Below are 21,625 nucleotides of genomic sequence, written 5' to 3'. Positions count from 1 at the left end.
TGCTCTTCGGAAGCAATCCAATCTTTAGTTATGCGAGATTAGCCTTCTCTAAACGCAGAATATCTTTCGGAACCCCCGATAGTTGCTCAATTTCTCGATACTCCTCCATTCCATTGAATAAGTATTGAACCAATCTCTTAGTCTCAAGTGAATGTATCTATCTCACCACGGAACCTTCTTGCCATGTGATGCATTTTTAGAGGTAAGTTCATTGAATAGAATAGGGGCAGAAGAAATATGGTATTTGTGAGCTTGAAACAGTGCAGAGCAACACAGATTTGATTTCTTATACCTCTCAGCACTTATACTTATTAACTAACAAATAACAAAACTTACCGCCTGCTATGCTTCTTTTTGACCTGATTAACGGAGCCAAAGACCGAATATCGCGAGTCTCTAACTATTTGCGGTCAAACACGACCGGCGGCGTCAGTTATTTTATTAACTTGTTGGCTTTGGGAGCCGCCTGGTTGCTTTTTCCAATCGAGTCGCCGGTTTTTCAGAGGCTTAAACGTGGCAAAGATTTCTATTTTCCGCAGATTAACTTTCATCGGCTTCGTCCTCTGGATTCCGTCAGGGTGTTTATCCAGCTGATATTCTTGATGCTTTTTGCATCAAGTAAAGAAGAAACCGCGCTTCGGCAGTCTAAGAATAGTCACTTTTCTACCTTTTTTCTTTTCCGCTGGACCGTCATGGCGGCAAAGAAAGCGAACCGCCTTGTCCGCCGTGTTTCCGAGCGTCTTTCTAAGTCACTGGTATCGGAAAAAATCGATTTGCCTGAGCATAGAGACTCCGCCGGGAAGATTTCTCTGGGGAAAAAAATATTTATTGGCTTCCTTCTTATTGTCGGACTCTTTCTCTATGTGCTCTGCGTGACACAGCCCTTTAGTCTGGACGAACAAATTATCTTTTTGCTGATTCTTGGAACAATCGCGCTCACGCTTTTTCAAGCGCATACTCGTTTGACGCTGCTTATGCTGATCGTGATCTCCGTGATCGTTTCCTCTCGCTATATTTGGTGGCGTTATAGCGAAACTATCAATCCCAACAGCTATACGTCGGTGATTTTCACTTGGCTTCTGATTTTGGCGGAGACTTACGCTTTTATTGTGATGCTTCTGGGCTACTTCCAAGTCTGCTGGGTGTTGGATAGAAAACCCGCTCCGATACCTAAAGAGCCGTCACAGTGGCCGACAGTCGATATTTTTATTCCTACATATAATGAACCGTTGGATGTGGTGAAGCCAACTGTCTACGCGGCGCTCTGTCAGGATTGGGAAAAATCTAAGCTCAACGTGCATATTCTTGATGACGGAAGCCGTAAAGAATTTGAGGATTTTGCTGCCGAAGTGGGCGCTCACTACATTAAACGGGAAAAGCATAATCATGCTAAGGCAGGAAACATCAATCATGCGATGAGCATTACCAATGGGGAATTTATCGCCATTTTTGACTGTGACCATGTCCCTGTGCGTACGTTTCTGCAAAAGACCATGGGCTGGTTTATCAAGGATCCGAAAGTTGCGCTGGTTCAGACGCCGCATCATTTCTATTCTCAGGATCCGTTTGAGAAAAACTTGCACCTGAAAGACAACGTTCCGAATGAGAATTCACTCTTTCATGACTTCATTCAGAAAGGCAATGACACATGGAACGCTACGATGTTTTGCGGCTCTTGCGCTATCATGCGCCGCAAAGCGCTCGAAGAGGTGGGCGGCATTGCGGTAGAAACTGTGACGGAGGATGCTCATACTTCACTGAAGCTCAACCGTAAGGGCTGGAGCTCGGCTTTCCTCAGCACGCCGCTTTCAGCAGGGCTGAGTACGGAGACGCTTGCTGCGCATATCGGTCAGCGCATCCGCTGGGCCAGAGGCATGGTTCAGATTTTCCGACTGGATAATCCGTTGTTTGGGAAAGGTCTCTCGATACCGCAGCGTCTGTGCTTTCTGAATGCGATGATCCACTTTCTGCACGGTCTGCCGAGAATTATTTTCCTGATTGCACCGCTCCCGTTCCTTTTTGCCGATGTCTACGTGATCTATGCAAGCGCAATCGCAATCTTCGTCTATCTGGTCCCACACATGGTGCATTCAACTATGACGACGTACGCGATTCACCGAGGTTACCGTTTTCCTTTTGTCAGCGCACTCTACGAAACCATTCTGTCCTGGTACATCTTTGTGCCGACCCTGGTTGCACTCATTGCGCCGCACAAAGGAAAATTCAACGTAACAGCAAAGGGCGGCGTTATTGATAAAGCGTATCTGGATTGGGCAGTCTCGAAACCGTATCTGCTTTTGCTTTCTTTGAATATGTTGGGTTTCCTGATCGGTATATATCGAATGATCGGCGCGAGCTCCTATGAGGTCATGATGATTCTGATCAACTTAGTCTGGATCGCATACAACCTGGTCATCCTTTTTGCAGCGATGGCTGTTTGCGTGGAAAGCGTTCAGAAGCGAAAGTTCCCGCGTATTGCGTTTAAGACGTCGGTTCAGCTCAAAGTCGGGGAGAAGAATATATCGGCCAAGCTTGCTGCCTTTTCCCAGAAGGACTGTGTGATTACGATCAACCCGCAGGATGTTCAGTTCTTTGAACCGAATCAGGAAATCACGATGACATTTGGTACTAAACATCATCCGGGATACTCATTTCATTGCGTGGTCGACGCGGTATTTGATAAAGGTGTTTTGGAAGTTATCGTTCGACAGGATACACGAGTTGAGGAAATGCACTATGTGAGTGCGACGTTCGGGACGCCGGATATTTGGATTCAGAAGCAGTCGGAAGTCAAGCCCTATGGCATGCTCTCGGGCGCAGAATCGCTCCTGCAGATAGCTAAACTTGGGGCAATTTCTTTTGCAAATTATTCTTCCAACTCCGTCGGTTGGTTCTTTAAGTCTGTCAGCTGGTGCGTGCGCGAAGTGATTAGTTTTATTCCCCGCTTCCCCGAGTTCCGCAAGGACAGTAAAAACTCTCCTTTTGAGGACTCGGAGCATACCCAATTAATGCGCTAAGAAGGGAAGAAACAGGTGAAAACGATAAGAAAGACGTACAATCTTTAAAACATATATAGATAAACCACAGTTCTAGGCCAGAAAAATATGAATTTTACGCAAAGGCTACATTTATCCCTGAAAGGCGCAACGCTTTGTGTTCTCAGTGCGGTCATCGGCTCATTAGGCAACCCCGCCTTCTCCGCCCAGCTCGAGCCGACCTATATTAGAGATGTTCAGCCGAACTTTAGAGTGGATCAGATTCCGGTCATTCGCCGCGATACTCCGCTCTTTAGCTACTCCACCGAGGGCATGATCGATCAGATCAAGATGACGGGCATCTACAACGAGCGCTCCTTTCGTTTTTATTCGCCTAAAAACGAAGTGATTTCCAAGGCGTCTGTAACTCTGCGCTACACCCCGTCGCCGGCACTGATCCCTCAGCAGAGTCAACTGAATGTCTATCTGAACGGTCAGCTTCAGAAGTCTCTGCCCGTGACAAAGGAACAGCTTGGCAGTCAGGTTTCAGCAACCGTTGATTTCAATCCGAAGCAGATTGAGGAGACTAACCGCATTACGCTGGAATTTGTAGGGGCCTATACGAACGTCTGCGGTTCGGTTTCCAACCCCTCGCTTTGGCTGACTGTGGATTCGTCAAGTTTCCTTACGCTCAGCACTCAGATGGTTCGTCTTGCGAATGATCTTTCGCTTATTCCGACACCGTTTGTCAACACGCTGAGCCCGTCGGCTACAACACTGCCGGTTGTGTTTGCTTCGGCTCCAAATAATCTGATGAAGCAGGCTGCCGCAGTGGTCGCTTCCTGGGCAGGTGTTAAGGCGGAATGGCGCGGCATTGACTTTCCGGTTTATTACAACGAGCAGCCGTCGGATCAGAATTTTGTTGCCTTTGTCACCAACGACAGTCGTCCGGACTTTCTGAAGTTCCTGCCGAAGGTTAATGCGCCGACAGTTTCTGTTGTGGACGCGCCCAACACTATGTTCGCCAAGATTCTTGTGATCGCGGGGCGCAATGAGGACGATCTGCTGACGGCCGCGCGCTACCTCGCTGCGCAAGATAAGGGGATCGCTGGCGGTCTTGTGACAATCGAAGGCTTCAGTGCGCTTCCCGATAGAAAAGCGTATGACGCGCCCGCATGGATTCCGACCGGCGAAAAAGTCAGCTTTGACAAAATTGCTAAGTATCGCGGTCAGTTGACAAGCACTGGACTGCACCCGGCTCCCATTAAGCTCGAAGTTAAGCTTCCGCCGGACCTGTTTATGGTGACTAGCAGCAACGTTAATCTCGATCTTCGTTACCGCTACACCAAGCCCACGAACCGCGAAGCGGCTCAGATGCGCTTTTTACTGAACGATCAGCTGGTGGAATCCTACGAGCTGAAGCCGGATACCAACAGCAATTCCTTCGCCTCTCAGTTCTCTATGCTGAACGGATTGGCGAATCTGTGGAATAACACATCGATTCCGAGCCGTCTGCTTTCGGCAGAGAACATGATGACGTTTGATTTCCAGTACGCGCTTAGCGTCTCCGGAGGTACGACGGAAAACTGCAAGAGTGTCGCACTGATTCCGAATCAGGTGGAAATCGATCCGAACTCGACCATTGATTTTTCTGGGTTCTACCACTTTGCGCGCCTGCCGGATTTGAAGCTTTTCACCGTCAGCGGCTTCCCATTCTCCAAGTACGCGGATCTTTCCCAGACGCTTGTTCTGATTCGAGATCAGGCGCCGGCAAACGTTGTTTCAACTATGCTGAACACAATGGGGCGAATCGGTGCTCAGATCGGCTATCCAGCTACGAAAGTCACAGTTGATTCCGCAGTACGCAACGGCAACGCAAAAGATAAGGATATTTTAGTTTTTGCCGAAACCAGTCAGGATCTCTCCGGACTGGAAAAACTTGAGCCGGAGGTGCTTCTTGAAAAGATGCGCGGCAACGACAAAAATCAATTCAGCGAGAAAGCGGACAATACGGGTCGAACACTTGTGACCGAGGATACTGGTATCGCCGCGATGGCGCAGTATGAATCGCCATACAGTAGCGGCCGCTCCGTCGTTACTTTGATGGGAGACGGACAGGACGGAAGTTTTATTCTCAATAAACGTCTGATGAATCCCGGGGATCTCAAGGTTGTCGGCGGGAGTGTCGCAATTTTCAGACCCAACGCAGTGCCCTCAAGCTTTGAGGCGGGCCCCTCTTATTACACCGGGTCGCTCCCTTGGCATCAGCGTGTTTGGTACTCGCTGCTGGATCAGCCACTTCTGCTGGTTCTTTTCACATTACTTTGCGCCCTCCTGTTTGCAGGCGGAATCTACTATCTGATGCACTCAATTATCAGATACCGCAGCCGGCGTCATTAAGGAGCAGATCGACATGAAAAGAAAATTACTTATCGCCTGCCTGCTGTCAGCCGCGTTTTCGACACAGGCTCTGGCTTGGGATCTTTGGGACGAATTTAAGTCGACTAATGTTACGGAAGAAGGCCGTGTCGTTGATTACAGTGAGAAGAACCTGATCACGACTTCGGAAGGTCAGTCCTACGCCATGTTCTACGCGCTTGTCGCCAATGATCGTAAGACGTTTGATCAGGTCTTTGCATGGTCTGAAAACAATCTAGGAAAGGATCAGCCATCCTGGCTTTGGGGCATTCCGGATGGGAAGATGGAAAATCCCGGCAAGATTATGGATACAAATAACGCGACCGACTCCGATATGTGGATTGCGTATTCACTGCTTGAAGCGGCCCGTATTTGGAACGCGCCTGAGTATGAAGCGCGCGCGAACGACTACCTCGCAAAGCTCAAGGAGCTTGTTCGTGATATTCCCAATGTCGGCAAAGTCATCCTGCCGGGGCGGGTCGGTTTTGAAGATAAAGGCATCATCACGATCAACCCGAGCTACTATCCGCCGCAGATCCTTCGTCGCTTTGCCGAGCACGATCCTTATTGGCAGCCGGTTCTGGAAGGGCTGATTAACGCGATGATCCGCAGCTCCCCGGACGGAGCCGCACCCGACTGGGCAAAATTTGACAGCAGCGGCCGCCTGGTCGATCCGAACAAAATGGAAGGCAGCTACAACGCAATCCGCACTTACCTGTGGGCGTCCATGCTTTCTCCGAAAGATCAGAACTACGAACTTCTGGCCAAGCACTACGGTCCTATGATTGATGCGGTCAGACGCACGAATCTGCCGCCTGAAAAGGTGAATCTCGGCGATATGACTTTCAGCGGCTGGGAAGTGGACGCTTTCGGAGCGTGCTTCCTTCCTTACGTCAGCAGCGACAAAGCGGGCGCCATTATTCGCACGGTACTCACATCGACTAAAATGACAGGCGTGAACTACTATCGCAACTGCCTGATTATGTTCGGTCTCGGCTTCGATTACCGAGCGTTTGCTTTTGACGAGAAGGGCCGTCTGATTATTCCGAGCAACGATCTCGTTATCGATACCAAGACTCCGAATTAATTTGAGAAGACAACATGGCGTCGACGGGTAATAAAAAGGAAAAGTGGAAAGGTCTCGGCCTTTGGAACGTCTTTTTCATCGGAGAATTTCTTCTTGCGGGATTCGGCTATCTCACGCTGAATCTTCTGCATAACGTTCTTCTGCTGATTTTTGTCATGTTCCCGCTGCAGAACCGCTGGCTGAGATGGCTTAGAACTCTTGCGGCTGTCTGCGCGGCATTCGCGCTGGTTTACAGCGAGAGCTGGCTGCCGGGACTTGAAAGCATCAAGGGAAACTTCCACAATGTCGCGGCGATGGAGACCGGCTACATTGTGGATTCACTGCTGAACTTCCTTAATTTCGAGATGATCGGTATCGGCTTGGTGCTGATTGTGGTCTATTATGCGATCCGCGATTATGTGCGCGTCACGACCTTCACAATCGGCTATCTGGTGATTTTGCTGCTCGCACCGGTATGGCAGCCGCTGTTTCAGCGGCCCGCTCCGGTGCCGGCGGAAACCGTGGCTGCAGCCGACAGCGCTAAAAAAGAAGGCGCAGAAGAGGTTAAGAGCGATCTGATTCCGCAGACGCTTGATCCGACATCCCGCAATCTTGACGAGTGGCTTAAGACGTTCCACGACACTGAGAAGGATCGCCGTGCGGTATGGCCTGACTCTTTGCCGAAGACCGATACTCCGTTTGATATTCTTCTTCTGAATATCTGTTCGCTCTCCAATTCGGATTTGAAAGCGGTGGGCCTGGACAATCATGAAGTGCTGCAGAAGTTCAATATTCGATTTGAGAACTTTAATTCGGCAACTTCGTACTCAGGTCCTGCAGCGCTTCGTCTGCTGAAGTCCGCCTGCGGACAGCCCTCGCACGAGGATTTGTATGAAGGGCGCAATCCCGACTGCGAAATCATGAGCCGACTCGGTCATCTCGGCTACAACCAGTATGTGTTCATGGATCACAGCGGCAAATACGACAACTTCTATCAGAGCCTCAGACACTTGGCCGGTCTGACGCCGCGTCTTGAAGAAATGAAGTATCCCAAGCGCTATGACTCCTTTGATGAGGAACCGATCGGAGACGCCAGAGCGGTCTTTAAAGACTGGGAAAAGACAGCTGAGAGCAGCGATCATAAGAGCGCGACTTTCGTGAATCTGATTGCGCTGCATGACGGCAACCGTTTTGCCGGCAAACGCCGTCTTGCACCGTTTAAGCCGCGTGCCAAAGCGATGCTGGATGATTTGGATACGCTGATTTCCGATATTGAAAAGAGCGGCCGCAAAGTCATGCTGGTGGTTGTGCCCGAGCATGGCGCCGCCGAGCAGGGCGACAAGGTTCAGGTCGCACATCTTCGCGATATCCCGAGCCCGTCCATTACACATGTGCCCGCGCTCGTGAAGTTCATCGGCATCCAGCCTCAGGGCGGACCGGTCAATGTGACGCAAAAGACCAGTTATCTTGCGATCAGCACGCTGATCGGACGCGTGCTTGAGACGAACTTCTTTGGCAAACCGGAGGGCTCTGAGACGCTCGAAGAGCTGGTGAAGGGGCTTCCTCAGACGCATTCTGTCTCTGAGAACGCCAATGCGAAGGTCATCAATTACAACGGAAAAGACTACGTTAAGCTCGACAGCGGAGACTGGAGAGAATACGCGAAGTAGAAGATCGGGTGAGACCGCGGGATTGGCGGAAAAAAGCTGTCCCGCGGTTTTTCATGTCTTGCTCCCGAGATAAATAAATCTTGAAAAAAAAGCGCTGCAAAGCGCCAATTCGCTTTGCTATCGCTATAAACTCAATGTGTTATGGGTGTGACCGTATTTGTTCGGCGCACTCGAACTGTTTTGTTTGGAGTTGCTCAGTGCAAAAACTAGTTATCACCGGCGGAAAACCGCTGCGCGGGGAAATCAGAGCCTCCGGCGCAAAGAATGCGGCGCTTCCTTTGCTCGCCGCATCGCTTTTAACGGAAGAGCCGATGGTTTTCCATAATCTTCCGGATTTGGCCGATGTCAAAACCATGCTCAGACTTTTGGAAGATCTGGGCTGCAAAGTGACGCGCTCGGACCACGCGGTTACGATCGAAGCGTCGAACATTACATCCACTGAAGCTTCATACGATCTGGTGAAGACCATGCGGGCATCTATTCTTGTGCTCTGCCCGCTTGTCGCGCGCTTTGGCAAGGCCAAGGTATCGCTGCCCGGCGGCTGCTCGATCGGCGCAAGACCGGTTGATCAGCACATCAAAGGCCTGAAAGCGCTTGGAACCGAGGTGACTATTGACCACGGCTATGTCAGCGCCTCGGCCGACAAGCTTAAAGGCACTCTTATCGTGACCGATATGGTGACGGTGACCGGAACGGAAAACCTGATGATGGCCGCGGTGCTCGCCGAAGGTACAACGGTACTGGAAAACGCGGCACGTGAGCCGGAAGTGGTCGACCTGGCCGACTGTCTGAACGCCATGGGCGCAAAGATTCAGGGCGCGGGCACCGATCGAATCATTATTGAAGGCGTTGAGAAGCTGCACGGCACGACGCATACGGTCATGAGCGACCGCATTGAAGTCGGAAGCTTCCTGGTTGCCGCGGTCGCCACCGGCGGAAAAGCCCGTGTGACGCACTGCAATCCGAGAGATCTTGCCGTGGTCATCGACAAACTGAGAGAGTCGGGCGCCGAAGTTACTTTCGGGGACGATTGGATTGAAGCGGGCGCCGGAAAAACTCTGAAAGCGGTTGATATTCGTACTGCGCCGTATCCGGCTTTTCCGACTGATATGCAGGCGCAGTTTATGGCGCTTGACACCATCGCTGAAGGGGCCGCCCGTGTGGACGAAACCATTTTTGAGAATCGATTCATGCATGTGCCCGAGCTGCAGAGACTCGGTGCCGACATAACAATTGACGGACACACCGCGACGGTTCGTGGCGTATCCAGACTTTCCGGGGCGCCCCTTATGGCGACGGATCTGCGCGCGAGCGCGGCGTTAGTCATCGCGGCGCTTGCCGCAGACGGAGAATCCACCGTCGATCGAATTTACCATCTGGACCGCGGATACGAAAAGATGGAGGAAAAGCTCAGAGCGCTCGGAGCTGATATCAAGAGAGTCAAAGAATGATTACGCTCGCACTATCTAAAGGAAGAATTTTTACGGAAACGCTGCCCTTTTTGGCGGCGGCCGGCATCTACCCTCTGGAAGACCCGGAAACTTCCCGCAAACTGATTATTGGAACCAATAACCCGGATCTGCGCATCGTGGTTGTCCGCGCAAGCGACGTGCCGACTTACGTGCAGTACGGCGCGGCGGACATGGGTGTCGCGGGAAAGGATTCACTGTATGAACACGGCGGCTCCGGACTTTATATTCCGCTCGATCTGAATATCGCGAAATGCCGCATGTGCGTTGCCTGTCCCCGCGATTTTGATTACCGAAGCAAGGTCAGACGCGGAGCGCGCCTCAGAATTGCGACGAAGTATATGAAGTATTCGCGTGACTACTACGCGCGAATCGGCGTTCATGTGGATTTGATCAAGCTGTACGGCTCGATGGAGCTTGCGCCGATCGCGGGTCTTTCCGACGCGATTGTTGATTTGGTCAGCACCGGCGCGACGCTCAAAGCGAATGATTTGGTGGAAGTGGAAACAATCGATCACGTGTCTTCTCGACTGATTGTCGGACAGACGGCAATGAAATTAAAGCGGCAGGAGATTTTGCCGCTGATTGAAATTTTCGAAAAAACGGTGAAAAAATGATCATTAGAAGACTGAATACAAAGGATGCGGACTTCGCTGCGAAGTTCTCCGAACTGGTCGCTGTGGACTCCTCGGTTGATCCGGAGATTACGCGCAGAGCCGAGGCGATTGTCGAGGATGTGCGTAAAAGAGGCGACGAGGCGGTGCTTGAATACACCAATCGCTTCGATCATATGGACGCCAAAAGCATGGAAGAGTTCCTTCTGACCGAAGAGGATCTTAAAAAAGCGCTCGAGACGCTTCCTGAAGATCAGAAACAGGCGCTTAAGACCGCCGCTCAGCGAATTCGTTCTTTCCATGAGCATGAAATCGGTCAGAGCTGGTCGATCACCGAAAAAGACGGAACCAAGCTCGGTATTCGTTATATCCCGTTGGACTCTGTCGGTCTGTACGTCCCGGGCGGTAAGGCCGCTTACCCGTCTTCCGTTCTGATGAACGCTATGCCGGCTCACGTGGCCGGTGTCGGCAGAATCGTGATGGTGGTTCCGACTCCGGGCGGCAAACCCAATCAGCTGGTTTTGGCTGCTGCTGCGCTTGCCGGCGTTAAGGAGTGCTACACCATCGGCGGAGCTCAGGCGGTCGCCGCAATGGCCTACGGTACTAAAACGATTCCTGCGGTTGATAAGATTGTCGGACCGGGCAACGCCTATGTCGCTGCTGCCAAACGTTATGTGTTCGGTACGGTCGGCATCGATATGATCGCGGGCCCCTCTGAAATTCTCGTGATTTGCGACGGTAAGACCAACCCCGACTGGATTGCGATGGATCTGTTCAGTCAGGCCGAGCATGACGAGCTGGCTCAGGCGATTCTGCTCACGCCGGACGCCGAATTTGCCGACAAGGTGGAAGAGTCTATTAAACGTCAGCTTCCGAATATGAGCCGTAAGGAAATCATTGAAGCCAGCCTGAAGAATCGCGGCGCCATCATTGTGACGGACTCTATTGATGAGGCCTGCCGTGTCGCCGATACGATTGCTCCGGAGCATCTTGAGCTTTCCGTCGAAGAACCGGAAAAATACGCCGACAAGATTCACCACGCCGGCGCGCTCTTCCTTGGCGCCTACACCTGTGAAGCGCTCGGCGACTACTGTGCCGGCCCGAACCATGTTCTGCCGACATCAAGAACCGCCCGTTATTCTTCCCCGCTTGGTGTTTGGGATTTCCAGAAGCGCATGAGCGTGCTTCAGGTCAGCAAAGAGGGCGCGGAAAAACTTGGTCATGTTGCCGACGTTCTGGCCCGCGGCGAATTCCTCACAGCGCACTCTGCAAGCTCGATGTACCGCGTCAGCGAACTTGAAAAGAAATAGGACGGATTATGAACAGAGCAGCCGAGGTTGAACGCAGGACAGCGGAAACCGAAATTATTGTGAAGATGGACCTGGATGGCTCCGGACAGGCCGACATCCACACCGGTATCGGTTTTTTTGATCATATGCTCCATCAGATCGCCCGTCACGGCATGATCGATTTGTACGTCAAGTGCGAAGGCGATCTGTGGATTGACGGTCACCACTCGATTGAAGATATCGGCATCGCGATGGGCCAGTGTCTTGCTCAGGCGATCGGCAATAAAGTCGGCATCACGCGCTTCGGCCAAAGCTGTGTGCCCCTTGATGAGGCGCTTTCCCGCGTCGTTATGGATTTCTCGGGACGTCCCTATTTGGTCTGGAACGTGGACTTTACCGCTCCGATGATCGGAGAGATGGATACGCAGCTGCCGCGTGAATTTTTCTTTGCGCTCGTCAACAACGCGAAGATTACGCTGCACATTGACAACCTGCGGGGCGTGAACGCGCACCATCAGTGTGAGTCCGTCTTTAAAGCTTTCGGACGCGCGCTGCGTACTGCCGCTGCCCCGGACGAACGAGCAATGGGCCGTGTTCCCTCGACGAAAGGCGTTTTATGAGAATAGCGATTGTTGATTATGGTTCAGGAAATCTGCGCAGCGTCAGCAAGGTGGTCGAAAAAGTTGCGCCGCTTGGCACCACGATTGAAGTGACTGCGCTGCCTGAGAATGTGATGAAGGCCGACCGCGTGATTTTCCCGGGCCAGGGCGCGATGCCCGACTGCATTGCGAATCTTCGCCGCACCGGTCTTGAAGAAGCGGTTCGCGATGCTGTAAAAAACAAACCTTTCTTTGCGGTCTGCATCGGAGAGCAGATGCTCTTCACGCACAGCGAGGAAGGCGATGTCGGCGGTTTGGACATTTTCAAAGGAAACGTGGTTCGTTTTCCTTCTAATCAAACCGACCTGAGCGGAGCTCGTCTTAAAGTTCCGCAGATGGGATGGAACCGAGTTTCTCAGAGAATACCGCACCGCATGTGGAACGGCATTAGTGACGGCGCTTGGTTTTATTTCGTCCACAGCTATTATGTAGTACCCGAAGATCCGAGTCTGATCGCGGGCGTTACTTTCTACGGAAAAGAGGTCACTGTTGCGGTGGCTAAGGACAATGTGTTTGCCACACAGTTCCACCCGGAGAAAAGCGCCGCGGCCGGTCTCGCTCTTTATGCAAATTTCCTGACTTGGAATCCTGACTAAATCTTGAAAGAAATACCATGTTATTAATTCCCGCAATTGATATTAAAGGCGGCCAGTGTGTTCGTCTTCGCCAGGGTGACCTGACTTCCAATATCACCGTGTTTAACACCGACCCGGTCGCACAGGCCAAGCACTGGGTTGATCTTGGCGCGCAGCGGCTTCACTTGGTGGACTTGGATGCCGCTAAGAGCGGCAAACCGGTTAATCTTGCCGTGATCAAGAAAATCATTTCCGAATTCTCCGACGATGTGGAGATCGAGATCGGCGGCGGCATGCGTACGCTTGAGAGAGTTGAGCAGGTACTGGATTTCGGTGCCGACTATGTCGTTATCGGCACAGCCGCGGTTAAAGCGCCGGGTTTCCTTCATGACGTCTGCTGCCAGTTTGGCGGCAGCGTCATTGTTTCCCTGGACGCTAAGGACGGCATGGTCATGACGGACGGCTGGACAAAGACTACCGGTCACAGCGCAGTGGATCTTGCCCAGAGATTCGAGGGCTACGGCGTTGACGCGATTCTCTATACCGACATCAGCCGTGACGGCATGCTGACCGGCTGCAATGTTGATGCGACAGCCGATCTTGCGCGTCATCTTTCGATCCCCGTGATCGCCTCCGGCGGTATTCGTGATTTGGAAGATATTCGCAAACTTCTTGCGGTTGAGGACGACGGCGTCACGATGGCGATTCTCGGCCGTTCACTTTATGAAGGAACTTTGGACTTTACAGAGGCGCTCAAGCTTGTTGAAGAGTCTGAAGGCTCTGAGGACTAACAGTTATGCTCGCGAAGCGAATCATTCCGTGTCTGGATGTGACCGGCGGCCGTGTTGTTAAGGGAACTAATTTTGTTGATCTTCGCGATGCGGGAGATCCGGTGGAAATCGCGCGCCGTTATGATGAACAGGGCGCAGATGAACTGACCTTTCTGGACATTACCGCCACATCCGACGAACGCGATTTAATTCTTAAAGTGATTGAAGACGTGGCCGCCCAAGTCTTCATTCCGCTGACGGTCGGCGGAGGCGTGCGTAAGGTTTCCGACGTGCGCCGCTTGTTAAACAGCGGAGCCGACAAGGTTTCGATTAACTCCGCGGGCGTCAACAATCCCGATCTCATTGGGGAGTGTTCCGCGACCTACGGCAGTCAGGCGATTGTGGTCGCGATCGACGCGAAAGCCCGAGGAGACGGAACGTGGGAAGTCTACACTCGGGGCGGACGCACGCCGACCGGGATTGACGCGGTCGAGTGGGCAAAGAAAGTGCAGGCGCTTGGCGCCGGTGAAATTCTTTTAACCAGCATGGACGGCGACGGGACAAAGCAGGGCTTTGATCTTGCGCTGACGCGCGCGGTCAGCGACTCAGTGACTATTCCGGTTATTGCTTCAGGCGGCGTCGGCAATCTGCAGCACTTGGTGGACGGCATTGTGCAGGGACACGCGGACGCGGTGCTCGCGGCTTCCATTTTCCATTTCGACGAATATACCATTGAGCAGGCCAAGCGCTATATGCAGGCGCAGGGCATTACCGTGAGGCTGGATTAAAGATGAGCATTGCCGACAGTGTTAAGTTCAACGATGCCGGGCTGGTGCCTGTCATCGCTCAGGACGCAGAGGACGGGACGGTGCTCATGCTGGCCTGGGCCAATCGCGAGGCGCTTGAAGAGACCGCGCAGACCGGATACGGAACGTATTTTTCCCGCTCCCGCTCTCGTCTTTGGCGCAAAGGCGAAGAGAGCGGAAACCGTCAGAAGATTGTTCAGATTCTGCTTGACTGCGACGCAGACGCCGTGATTTACCGTGTTGAGCAAATCGGTGGTATTGCCTGCCATACGGGTCACCGAAGCTGTTTTTACCGAACCTGGGAAGCGGACAGCTGGAAAGAGAACTCCGACGTGATTCGCAGCGCCGAAGAGATGTACGGTAAGAAATAAGGAATACAAGATGGAAAGAGTTGCAGTACTGAGCGATGTTGCCGATGTGATTGACAGCCGCAAAGGCGGAGATCCGAAGACCTCCTATGTCGCCAAATTATTTTCCAAAGCTCCGGACGGAGCGCTGAAAAAAGTCGGGGAGGAAGCTGCCGAAGTGATTATGGCCGCCAAAGACGGAAATCGGGATCACCTGATCTACGAGACGGCGGACTTATGGTTTCACTGCATGGTCGTGCTTTCTCAGGCCGGTATTCGTCCGGAAGAAGTGCTTGCCGAACTGGCTCGGCGCGAGGGCACTTCCGGCCTTGTTGAAAAGGCAAATCGTAAAGAATCGTGAAAAAAGAAGAAAAGCAGAGTGTTTCTAAGGGTTATCAAGGTTGAGCCGCTTTGATTTTTCTTGAACAATAATAGAAGTTAACGGAGTAGTGTATGCAAAAGGAAGATTGTCTTTTCTGCAAAATCGCCCGAGGAGAGATTCCCTCTCAGAAGGTTTATGAAGATGATGACGTGGTAGCGTTCAAGGATATTCATCCTGCGGCTCCGGTTCATCTTTTAATTATTCCGAAACAGCATTTTGATTCTTTGGCGGTCATGGGCAAGTCAGAAGAGCCGCTTTTAGGTAAAATGCTGGCCTTAGCGCCTGTTCTGGCTAAAGAAGCCGGTGCAAATAATGGATTCCGCGTTGTCATCAACACCGGTCATGACGGCGGTCAGGAAATAAATCACATTCACGTACATGTCTTGGGCGGCCCGCGCCCCTGGCAGAAACTCTAGGAGTTAAACATGGGTTCCCTCTCTATTTGGCATTGGCTTGTTGTTCTGGTCATTGTTGTTCTGATTTTCGGTACGAGCAAGCTTAAGAACATGGGTAAAGACCTCGGCGGTGCGGTCAAAGGCTTCAAGGAAGGTATGAAAGAAGCTCAGGACGAACCGCAGAAACCGCAGCAGGTTGAACAGAAGGCTGATGCCGCTGCAGCTAAAGAGACTGCTCCTGCCGATCAGAAACAGGCCTAATGGGATTGAGCGCTTATGCTTGATTTCAGTATGGGGGAAATCGGGCTGATTGCGGCTGTTGCTTTAGTCGTACTCGGTCCCGATAAGCTTCCTCAGGTAGCAAAAACCGCTGGCACACTGATGGGGCGTGCTCAGCGTTTTGTTTCACAGGTAAAGAACGACATCGATAAAGAGGTCGAGCTTTCCGAGCTGAAAAAAATTCAGGAAGACGCCCGCAAGATGGCGGCAGATCTTCAATCTAATCTGAAGAACACGACAGATCAGATTGAAAAGCAGGTCAAAGAAGTATCCGACTCTGTGAACAATGCAGGTCAGGATCTTAAGTCGCAGGTGGATTCCGCAACCAAAGACATTAAAGACAGCTGGATGGACTCCACGTCTCCCAAGGCAGAACTCTCGATGGAAAACATTATTGAGCAGAAGCCCGAAGAGGCTGTAAAGCCTGCAGAAGTCGGAGATTGGGGCGATCTGGATCGTCAGATCGATACTTCTTCGCTTGAGAGCGCGTTCAATTGGCATGAAACCGGAATCGAGCAGACTCAGGCCGTGCCTCAGGAGCTGCAGGGTCCTGCGCCGAAGGCGGAAGATATCCAGCCCGTGGCCGCCGCTCAGCCGTCGGAAGATGCGCTTGCCGAACTGAGACGCGAGCTTGCGGATCTGAAGAAACAAATTTCCGCTCGTGCGTCTTTTGCTCCGGCTCAGCGTGTCAGACGCGGTTATTCCCGTGTTGAATCAGAACCGCGCCGCAGGACTCATCCGCGTCTTAACCCCAGAATTCATACGGCCGGACGTTTCGCTCCGAACAGCCACACTAATAGAACTCGCATTTCGTCATGAGTGATAAGGATTTAGCTGAACTGCCGGACGGTCCGGAGGACGACAAAGAGCAGACACTTGTCGCCCATTTGGTAGAACTTCGTTCCCGCCTAGTGCGCATGGCGATTGCTATTCTGCTGGTTTTCGCATGTCTGTCGCCCTTTATGAAGCAGATTTTTGACTATTTGAGCAAACCGCTCATGGTCGCGCTGCCTCAGGGCGCCAAACTTCTGGCAACGGGCGTTATTGCGCCGTTCATGGTCCCGCTGAAGGTCACGCTTTTCGTCGCCTTTGTTATCGCGCTTCCCTACGTGCTTTGGCAACTGTGGGGATTTGTGGCGCCGGGGCTTTACAGAAAAGAAAAGAAACTTGCCGCGCCGATTATTATTTCGAGCCTGGTCATGTTCTTCCTTGGAATGGCTTATTGCTATTTCATTGTTTTCCGTATGGTCTTCCAGTTCATCGCTGGCTTCTCTCCGAACTCGGTGAACTTCGCGCCGGATATTGATTCTTATTTCAGTTTCGTTTTAGCGCTGTTCCTGGCTTTCGGCGTTACCTTTGAGGTTCCGATTGTGGTGGTTGTGCTCAATCGTATGGGCATCACTTCGATTGATAAGCTCAAGAAGGCTCGCCCCTATATGGTGGTCGGCGCGTTTGTTATCGCCGCGATTTTCACGCCGCCGGATGTTCTGTCGCAGATGCTTCTGGCGCTGCCGCTGGTGATTCTTTACCAAGTCGGTATATGGCTGTGTGCCATCTTCGGTAAACCGAAGAGTGAAGAAGATAACGAAGAAACCGCATAAATCAAAAGGAGCAGGCTGTCGAGCTTGCTCTTTTGAATTAATTGGATACGAATGTCAAGCAAGAAAAACTTACCGTTTACCCGTGAGGATCTTAAAAAAGCCGACGTAAAGCTTTTAAGAGACGGCCGTTGGGGAAACGCCTGCGTTTCTGTTGCAGAGGTCAACGGAGAGCGCTGGACAATCAAAGATTTTTCTAATCGGCACTGGCTGGTCAAAAACAGCTTTGCCAAGCTGGTCCTGTGGCGAGAGCTCAAGGCGATCAAAAAGCTGGCGGGTTTGGAAGGCGTTCCCAACAAAGCTTTTATGCTGGACGACTACACGCTTGCGGTACAGTACATCCCCGGAAGAGTGCTTGCCCGCGTGCCGGAAGAAGAAGTCACTGCTGAATATCTTGAGCAGTGCGAAGCGATTATCAATGCGATTCATCAGCGGGATTTGGTACACCTCGATACCCGCGGAACGAGCAATTGGGTCATGACGCCCGACGGGAAACCCGCTCTGATCGATTTTCAGGCGAGTGTGCACACCAACGGCCTGCCTAAAAAACTCCGTTCATTCATGGAAGACATGGATATGGGCGGCGTGTACAAAAAATGGAAGAAATATCTGCCCAAAGAGATGGGCGAGTTTCGAGAAAAGGAAAACGAGCGAATTTCAAAGCTTCGCAAACTTTGGGTCCTCAAGGGATACATGGGCGTCAAAAAACGCCATGCCAAGCACGGCAAGCCGATTGACGACTAATCACGAATTACACAATTAACTTTTTAGATATGGCACAGTTTGTTTACACCATGAACAGGGTCGGAAAGATTGTTCCGCCCAAACGAGAGATTCTGAAAGACATTTCTCTGTCTTTTTTCCCCGGAGCCAAGATCGGCGTGCTCGGTCTGAACGGCGCGGGTAAATCCACTCTGCTGAAAATTATGGCAGGCGTGGACACGGAGATCGAAGGCGAAGCCATCCCGATGCCGGGTCTCAATATCGGATATCTCCCGCAGGAGCCGGTACTGGATCCGGAGAAAACCGTCCGTGAGACGGTTGAAGAGGGTCTTGGCGACGTATTTTCCGCTCAGGAAAAACTCAACAAGATTTACGACGCTTATGCAGAACCGGATGCGGATTTTGACGCGCTAGCCGCTGAGCAGGCCCGTTTGGAAGCCATTATCGCTTCTGCCGGCACAAATGCGGAAACCCAGATGGAAATCGCCGCCGACGCGCTTCGTCTTCCGCCCTGGGACGCAAAGATCGGAAACCTCTCCGGCGGTGAAAAGCGCCGTGTCGCGCTCTGCCGTCTGCTTCTGTCCAAGCCCGACATGCTGCTTCTTGATGAGCCGACGAACCATTTAGACGCGGAAAGCGTGGATTGGCTCGAGCAGTTCCTGCAACACTTCCCGGGAACGGTGGTCGCTGTCACGCACGACCGCTACTTCCTTGATAACGCCGCAGAGTGGATTCTTGAACTGGACCGCGGTCACGGTATTCCTTGGAAAGGCAATTACTCTTCCTGGCTTGATCAGAAGGAACAGCGCCTAGAACTTGAACAGCGCAAGGAAGACGCCCGCATCAAGGCGATGAAGCACGAATTGGAATGGGTCCGTCAGAACGCCAAGGGCCGTCAGGCAAAGAGCAAAGCTCGTCTGAATCGCTTTGAAGAGATGTCGAGCTACGAATATCAGAGACGCAATGAAACCAATGAAATCTTTATTCCGGTGGCAGACCGCCTCGGCGATAAAGTTATTGAGTTCAAGCATGTTTCCAAGGGCTTTGGCGATCGTCTCCTGATTGACGATCTGAGCTTTACGATTCCGCCCGGAGCGATTGTCGGCGTGATCGGCCCGAACGGTGCCGGTAAGTCCACGCTCTTCAAGATGATTCTCGGACAGGAAAAGCCGGATTCCGGTGAAATTGATATCGGACCGACCGTTAAGATCAGCGCAGTTTCTCAGACGCGTGAATCCCTGCCGAACGATAAGACGGTTTGGGAAGCGGTATCCGACGGACTGGATATTCTGAAGGTCGGCAAGTTTGAAATGCCGAGCCGCGCCTATCTCGGCCGCTTTAACTTCAAGGGCGGCGATCAGCAGAAGATTGTCGGTACGCTTTCGGGCGGCGAGCGCGGAAGACTGCATATGGCCAAGACACTTCTTGCGGGCGGCAATGTGCTTCTGCTTGACGAACCGTCAAACGACCTGGACGTGGAAACACTGCGTGCGCTGGAAGAAGCTCTGCTGGAATTTGCGGGCTGCGCGATGGTTATTTCTCATGACCGCTGGTTCCTTGACCGAATCGCTACGCACATTCTCGCGTTTGAAGGAGACTCTAAGGTTGAATTCTTCGCCGGCAACTACACCGAGTATGAAGAAGACAAGAAGCGTCGTCTTGGTGATGACGCGATACCGCATCGTCTGCGCTTTAAACCCTTAAAGAGCTGATGATTTCCTCAGGGAAAATTCAGAGAGATAATCGGGGCTGTCCGTACAGCCCCGAGTTCTCGGATATTTATGCTTCAAGAGACGGTGCCTATCAGCAGGCCCGTTTTGTTTTTTTGGGCGGGTGCGGTCTTCCCGAGCGTTGGCAGGGCAAGGATCAGTTCGTCATATTGGAAAACGGTTTTGGCCTGGGCACGAATTTTCTTACCGTATTAAGAGCTTGGAGAGAAGACCCTCAGCGATGCGAAAGACTGCTCTACACAGCGATTGAAGGCTTTCCGCTTTCCGCGCAGGATTTAGAGCGCTACTGCTCTGTCGAACTTAAGACGGAAGCCAAGGAGCTTGCAGAAAAATGGCCCGTACTCACGCCCGGCGTGCATCAGATTTTCTTTGACGAAGGCAAAGTTGTTCTGACGCTGTATTTTTCTGAAGCGCTTCAGACCGCAAAGCAGCTTGCCTGCAGTTTTGATGCGTTTTTCCCGGATGGTTTCTCTCCCAAAAAGAATCCTGCCATGTGGCAGCCGAAGCTTTTGAAGTCTCTTGCCGCTCATGCGAGAGAGGGTTCAGTGCTGTCTACCTGGTGCGTCGCTTCCGACGTACGTCGAAGCTTTATGGAGTCCGGTTTTGATGTTCAAAAGACGGTCGGATTCGGACATAAGTCGCAGATGACGGTAGGGAGGTATGCGCCGCGTTTTTCGTATCGCCGAGCGGCACTGCCCTTTGATCGTCCGAAGCGTGTACCGCGCTCTGTTCTGGTGATTGGTGCCGGACTTGCGGGCGCTGCCGCCGCTGAACGGCTGCATGCGCGCGGATTGAATGTCACGATTATCGATACGTCTTTCGTGCCCGCGGGCGGCGCATCTGCGATCCGCTGGGGTGTGGCGCACGCGCAGCCTTCGGCAGACGATAACTTTTTGTTCAGACTGTCCCGCAGCGGGCTGTTTATGCTTCAGGACACGTTAAAACGCTATCCTGGCTACAGCGAACTGAACGGACTCTTTCAGATGGCGCGTGACGTAGAAGAGCTTGCGCGCTGGCAGCATTGGTTCGAGCGCGGCAAACCGTTTCATTTTCCGAGAACTTTTCTGCGTTTAGCGGATACGGAAGAAGTCCTTGAGCGGCTCGGTTATCAGCCGCGCTTCGGCGGACTGATGCATGGCGGAGCCGGTATTGTGTCGATCGCAACCTGGGTGCGTGAGCGCGTAAATCGCCTCAGAACTCCGGTGATCTTAAATATGCGTGTTGATCGTTTAGAGCGTCAAAACGGTCTGTGGACCGCCTTTGACACTTTTGGCGCACCGATTGCTTCAGCGGAAAGTGCGGTTTTATGCGCGGCTCATGATTCTGCCCGTTTGTCGGGTCTTCCGATTTCTCTTGATCAGTGGAAAGGAAGACTCACACTTCTTAGCCCCGAGGCGACAGCCGGATTTGAAGGCGCTGTCACCGGTCCCGGTTACCTAATTCATGCGCCGGACGGATGGTGCGGCATCGGGGCGACCTATGAAAGCGCGGATAAGCAGCTTGAGGCGGCTCAGGCGCATTCCAAAAACCTTTCTCATATGCAGGGGCTGTTCCCACAGATACCGAAGGCGCAGGGGCTGGGCTTTTACGAAGGCTTTCGCTGTGTCGCCTCAGACCGCAGACCGGTGATCGGAAAAGTTCCGCATGCGGAAGATTTGTATATGAGCTGCGCGATGGGTTCACGCGGATCCGTCTTTTGCGAGATCGGAGCCCGTCTGATTGAAGCTGAAATGTTCGGTGAACCCGCTCCGATTGAAGCGGATCTGATCAAAGGCCTGCAGCCTGAGCGGCTCTTGTCCGAAGAGAAAAACGTTTAAGCGAACGTTAGGTTGTTAGACTAAGCACAGCTTCAAATCCACC

20 protein-coding genes are annotated in these 21,625 nt (G+C 52.2%); all 20 read left to right on the top strand.

Features of this window, described 5'->3' with window-relative positions; genetic code table 11:
* Positions 1-344: 344 nt before the first annotated feature.
* Positions 345-3,017 carry a UDP-forming cellulose synthase catalytic subunit gene (bcsA, locus tag AC6I1F_RS11020; RefSeq protein ID WP_160335828.1) on the top strand — a complete coding sequence of 891 codons (2,673 nt, stop codon included), beginning with the start codon at positions 345-347 and terminating at the stop codon, positions 3,015-3,017.
* Between the two features lie 87 nt (positions 3,018-3,104).
* The gene (gene bcsB / locus AC6I1F_RS11015) at positions 3,105-5,375 is read left to right on the top strand and encodes a cellulose biosynthesis cyclic di-GMP-binding regulatory protein BcsB (RefSeq protein WP_160335829.1); all 2,271 of its coding nucleotides are present in this window, start codon (positions 3,105-3,107) and stop codon (positions 5,373-5,375) included.
* A 13-nt stretch (positions 5,376-5,388) separates the two neighbouring features.
* Positions 5,389-6,480, top strand: coding sequence for a cellulose synthase complex periplasmic endoglucanase BcsZ (gene bcsZ / locus AC6I1F_RS11010; RefSeq protein ID WP_160335830.1), 1,092 nt, complete (start codon positions 5,389-5,391; stop codon positions 6,478-6,480).
* Positions 6,481-6,494: 14 nt separating this feature from the next.
* Positions 6,495-8,129, top strand: coding sequence for a cellulose biosynthesis protein BcsG (gene bcsG / locus AC6I1F_RS11005; RefSeq protein WP_160335831.1), 1,635 nt, complete (start codon positions 6,495-6,497; stop codon positions 8,127-8,129).
* 197 nt (positions 8,130-8,326) lie between these two features.
* Complete coding sequence (gene murA, locus AC6I1F_RS11000; protein WP_251569788.1) at positions 8,327-9,580, top strand: UDP-N-acetylglucosamine 1-carboxyvinyltransferase; 1,254 nt, start codon at positions 8,327-8,329, stop codon at positions 9,578-9,580.
* Positions 9,577-10,215, top strand: coding sequence for an ATP phosphoribosyltransferase (gene hisG, locus AC6I1F_RS10995; RefSeq protein WP_160335833.1), 639 nt, complete (start codon positions 9,577-9,579; stop codon positions 10,213-10,215). Before murA ends, hisG begins: the two co-directional genes overlap by 4 nt.
* Positions 10,212-11,522 (top strand): histidinol dehydrogenase, encoded by a 1,311-nt coding sequence (gene hisD / locus AC6I1F_RS10990; protein WP_160335834.1) that lies wholly within the window; start codon positions 10,212-10,214, stop codon positions 11,520-11,522. Before hisG ends, hisD begins: the two co-directional genes overlap by 4 nt.
* A gap of 8 nt (positions 11,523-11,530) precedes the next feature.
* Positions 11,531-12,121, top strand: coding sequence for an imidazoleglycerol-phosphate dehydratase HisB (hisB, locus tag AC6I1F_RS10985; protein WP_160335835.1), 591 nt, complete (start codon positions 11,531-11,533; stop codon positions 12,119-12,121).
* Positions 12,118-12,756, top strand: coding sequence for an imidazole glycerol phosphate synthase subunit HisH (gene hisH / locus AC6I1F_RS10980; protein ID WP_160335836.1), 639 nt, complete (start codon positions 12,118-12,120; stop codon positions 12,754-12,756). The genes hisB and hisH overlap by 4 nt, the downstream gene beginning before the upstream one ends.
* 17 nt (positions 12,757-12,773) lie before the next feature.
* Complete coding sequence (gene hisA, locus AC6I1F_RS10975) at positions 12,774-13,526, top strand: 1-(5-phosphoribosyl)-5-[(5-phosphoribosylamino)methylideneamino]imidazole-4-carboxamide isomerase (protein ID WP_160335837.1); 753 nt, start codon at positions 12,774-12,776, stop codon at positions 13,524-13,526.
* Positions 13,527-13,531: 5 nt separating this feature from the next.
* Positions 13,532-14,293, top strand: coding sequence for an imidazole glycerol phosphate synthase subunit HisF (hisF, locus tag AC6I1F_RS10970; RefSeq protein ID WP_251569789.1), 762 nt, complete (start codon positions 13,532-13,534; stop codon positions 14,291-14,293).
* Positions 14,294-14,295: 2 nt separating this feature from the next.
* The gene (gene hisI / locus AC6I1F_RS10965) at positions 14,296-14,682 is read left to right on the top strand and encodes a phosphoribosyl-AMP cyclohydrolase (protein ID WP_202074611.1); all 387 of its coding nucleotides are present in this window, start codon (positions 14,296-14,298) and stop codon (positions 14,680-14,682) included.
* A 10-nt stretch (positions 14,683-14,692) separates the two neighbouring features.
* Positions 14,693-15,019 carry a phosphoribosyl-ATP diphosphatase gene (locus AC6I1F_RS10960; RefSeq protein ID WP_251452527.1) on the top strand — a complete coding sequence of 109 codons (327 nt, stop codon included), beginning with the start codon at positions 14,693-14,695 and terminating at the stop codon, positions 15,017-15,019.
* Positions 15,020-15,111: 92 nt separating this feature from the next.
* Positions 15,112-15,456: a histidine triad nucleotide-binding protein gene (locus tag AC6I1F_RS10955; RefSeq protein ID WP_160335840.1), complete on the top strand. Its 345-nt coding sequence runs from the start codon at positions 15,112-15,114 to the stop codon at positions 15,454-15,456.
* A 9-nt stretch (positions 15,457-15,465) separates the two neighbouring features.
* Positions 15,466-15,696, top strand: coding sequence for a Sec-independent protein translocase subunit TatA (gene tatA / locus AC6I1F_RS10950; RefSeq protein WP_160335841.1), 231 nt, complete (start codon positions 15,466-15,468; stop codon positions 15,694-15,696).
* 15 nt (positions 15,697-15,711) lie between these two features.
* The gene (gene tatB / locus AC6I1F_RS10945) at positions 15,712-16,533 is read left to right on the top strand and encodes a Sec-independent protein translocase protein TatB (RefSeq protein WP_160335842.1); all 822 of its coding nucleotides are present in this window, start codon (positions 15,712-15,714) and stop codon (positions 16,531-16,533) included.
* Positions 16,530-17,315, top strand: a complete 786-nt coding sequence (tatC, locus tag AC6I1F_RS10940; protein WP_160335843.1) for a twin-arginine translocase subunit TatC — start codon at positions 16,530-16,532, stop codon at positions 17,313-17,315. The genes tatB and tatC overlap by 4 nt, the downstream gene beginning before the upstream one ends.
* Before the next feature lie 51 nt (positions 17,316-17,366).
* Entirely contained in the window at positions 17,367-18,056 is a 690-nt protein-coding gene (locus AC6I1F_RS10935) for a BUD32 family EKC/KEOPS complex subunit (protein ID WP_160335844.1), read from the top strand.
* Positions 18,057-18,085: 29 nt separating this feature from the next.
* The gene (gene ettA / locus AC6I1F_RS10930) at positions 18,086-19,747 is read left to right on the top strand and encodes an energy-dependent translational throttle protein EttA (RefSeq protein WP_160335845.1); all 1,662 of its coding nucleotides are present in this window, start codon (positions 18,086-18,088) and stop codon (positions 19,745-19,747) included.
* Positions 19,747-21,582: a tRNA (5-methylaminomethyl-2-thiouridine)(34)-methyltransferase MnmC2 gene (mnmC2, locus tag AC6I1F_RS10925; protein ID WP_290432851.1), complete on the top strand. Its 1,836-nt coding sequence runs from the start codon at positions 19,747-19,749 to the stop codon at positions 21,580-21,582. Before ettA ends, mnmC2 begins: the two co-directional genes overlap by 1 nt.
* Positions 21,583-21,625 lie beyond the last annotated feature (43 nt).

Source organism: Parasutterella sp. St.1A3, assembly GCF_059728705.1.
The sequence above is the reverse complement of the archived record's forward strand: the minus strand, read 5'-3'. Positions and strand labels throughout refer to the sequence as shown.